3 protein-coding genes are annotated in these 2,632 nt (G+C 44.4%); all 3 read left to right on the top strand.

Going from position 1 to position 2,632, the window contains the following annotated elements; genetic code table 11:
* Nucleotides 1–938: 938 nt before the first annotated feature.
* The 3 genes from AACY13_RS22560 to AACY13_RS22550 all read left to right on the top strand — a co-directional run bounded on the left by AACY13_RS22560 (nucleotide 939) and on the right by AACY13_RS22550 (nucleotide 2,385).
* Nucleotides 939–1,214, top strand: coding sequence for a hypothetical protein (locus tag AACY13_RS22560; protein ID WP_339463828.1), 276 nt, complete (start codon nucleotides 939–941; stop codon nucleotides 1,212–1,214).
* Nucleotides 1,215–1,325: 111 nt separating this feature from the next.
* The gene (locus AACY13_RS22555; protein ID WP_339414543.1) at nucleotides 1,326–1,856 is read left to right on the top strand and encodes a hypothetical protein; all 531 of its coding nucleotides are present in this window, start codon (nucleotides 1,326–1,328) and stop codon (nucleotides 1,854–1,856) included.
* Nucleotides 1,857–1,992: 136 nt separating this feature from the next.
* On the top strand, nucleotides 1,993–2,385 hold the full coding sequence (locus AACY13_RS22550) for a hypothetical protein (RefSeq protein ID WP_339463827.1): 393 nt from the start codon (nucleotides 1,993–1,995) through the stop codon (nucleotides 2,383–2,385).
* Nucleotides 2,386–2,632 lie beyond the last annotated feature (247 nt).

Raw genomic sequence — 2,632 nt, 5'->3', positions numbered from 1 at the left:
GGTAAACGGACTTGGCCAGATCAACTGCGATTCGCTTCATCACGACACTCCCAATTTCAGTCACCACCGTTCTCGGTATAGAACTGTGGCGCGGGGAGAGTCCATTACAGCATTCAAATCGTTCGCTGCGCTCACTGGGACGGGCTAAAGCCCGCCCCTTAACCAAACGTTAGGCTCTGCCTCTAGGGCGCTCTACTCTCTTGAAATTATGGCTATGCCTATGAAAAAGAATGGATTCACCCTCATAGAGTTTCTAATACTCCTATTGATATTGCTGCAAGCATTTGCAATTTACGTGAGAGTCGCCAATCCTGAGTGGCCAGTGAATTTCGATTACAGTTATCCATACTTCGGAATTTCAGGCTTAACCGTACTATTTGGCTTAATGGCCATAAAATGGTTCAAGAAAAAGCAATACGGATATATCTCATTCGCTGTTATATTTGTTTCTATCGGCTGGTTATTCAAATTATTTGGCCAAACCACATGAGCAAACGTACTTTGAACAGCCATTTGACAATGATGAACCAGCCTAACTAGTGGTTCAAATCGCTCGCTCCGCTCGCTGGGACGGGCTAAAGCCCGCCCCTTAACCAAACGTTAGCCAATCGCTTTCAGCTTGTTTGGTTTTTAATCGCGTACACCAGCAATATCGTTCCATTGCTTAAGGCTTCACAAGTGTTCGAAATATGTATTTACTGAGCCACCGCCGCCACTATCGAGGCACGTTGAAATCGCGTTTCTTCAGCTGCATTGCAAACATTAAATTTATAGCGTTTCGCCAGGTTCACCGCGTAACGCGTTACAAGCAGGGAAGCGGTGCTTTAAATTATGCGTACATCCGAGCGTCTAACAGTTGGTTCAAATCGCTCGCTTCGCTCGCTGGGACGGGCTAAAGCCCGCCCCTTAACCAAACGTTAGGTGCCTACGAGGGACGTATGAATTTATACACAAAGAATGGAGTTCCTCTCCAAGTATCTGGAGATAAAGTTCATAGTAAATCCGGAATCATCGTCGGAAAAATCAAAGGCGATAAAGTCTTCGACCCAGATGGCCGCTATGTAGGTACCATAGTTAATGACCGCCTTATTTATCGTTCAACTCATAGCGCCTCTACAAGCAGTCCATTTGCATCAGCCAATAGAGTTGGGTCCGCAAGAGCAAATAGAGTAGGTTCCGCGGCTTGGGGTGATGAACCTGAAATTCCAGATTGAAATCTTAATTAAGCAGGGTGCTTCGTCACCTAACTAGTGGTTCAAATCGCTCGCTTCGCTCACTGGGACGGGCTAAAGCCCGCCCCTTAACCAAACGTTAGGCAATACCAAATGAAAACGATACAACACATAAAATTATTAGCTATTATTTTGGCCGCAACTATGTCGAACGTACTAGTAGCCTCGACAACTAATACACCTGCCGCACAAAATTTATGGCTTGACTATCAACATTACGCGATGAAGCCTGACTATCTAACAATAATGGGATTTACAGAAAAAGCTAACTGCGCCATATCATTAATGAGAAGTATCTCAGTAGATAACGACGTCGCCACACTTCTTAGCAACAGCAATGAGAGAACCCAGCGCAGCGAAATTTTCAAACAGGTTTTCAACGACGGTCTGATGATAATCAATAAAAATAAAATACTAAAAGAACTAAGCACTATTGAGCAGCGTGATTTAGTTTTCCTAAACCTAGCTCAGCATGATGCTTTACTTAAAGGCATTGTCAATATTGCAGTCACTGCAGACCAACAAATAACATCGAAGCAAGAAGCCACAGCGAAAATGTTTAGTACCTTTTACGAAAACAAAAACTGCGCATCTCTACTTGGTTATAAAATTAAATCTAACTAGTAGCGCCTAACAAGGCGCTGAAGTCGCTCGTTTCACTCGCTGGGACAGGCTAAAGCCTGCCCCTTAGCTTAATCGTTAGGCCGTATCGCTAGGAACGCACACCCTCCATCGATGGCGTTAAAAGGAATTAAATATTATGAACAGGTCGGCTGCATTCATTGTTGGATTAATAATTTGGATCCCTACAACATTTATTGTCAGCATCGCTGGAGGCCACTGGTTCGATGGTCCAGAAGTATTTGCCGCAATAGGTCCGTTGATCGCTTTTGGAGTGCCAGGTTTGCTTATAGACTCTAAAGATAATCGTGCAGCGCTGAGTATGCTTGAGTGGACAATTGCTCTTGCTCCGCTTTTACTCTTAGTAGGTGCTATCTCCGGCTTCATATTAAAGCGTGTTATTTTCGGAAACACACATACAGAGTTGTCTTCTGGATTAAGCCCACTGCTGGCATTCGTTCTTTGGTGCTTCCTAGGGTGGTGGCTATGCTGTCTGTTCAAGGCGCAAGGGAAATCCAGTTCTGAATCGTGACACCTAAATTCAGACTTAAGACTACCTACTTTGTTTCTAGATTAACGTTCTAAAATTACTTTATTATCATCGTCAACACAATCAGGAACTATTAATAATGTGCGAGCTAGCCTAACAAGTGTATATGGACTCTCCCCACAAGTAGTGGGCAAAGCTTTTCTTTTGCACCTGTCGTCAGCGCGGTTGCATTCGTATATCCGGCCTGTTGTGGGCTTTACGCCCTGGCCATTCTGTAGTTCGCGCAGCG

Origin of the sequence: Pseudomonas sp. EA_105y_Pfl2_R69 (assembly GCF_963970915.1) — a bacterium.
Classification (GTDB): domain Bacteria; phylum Pseudomonadota; class Gammaproteobacteria; order Pseudomonadales; family Pseudomonadaceae; genus Aquipseudomonas.
This window is presented reverse-complemented; position numbering and strand designations above follow the sequence as displayed.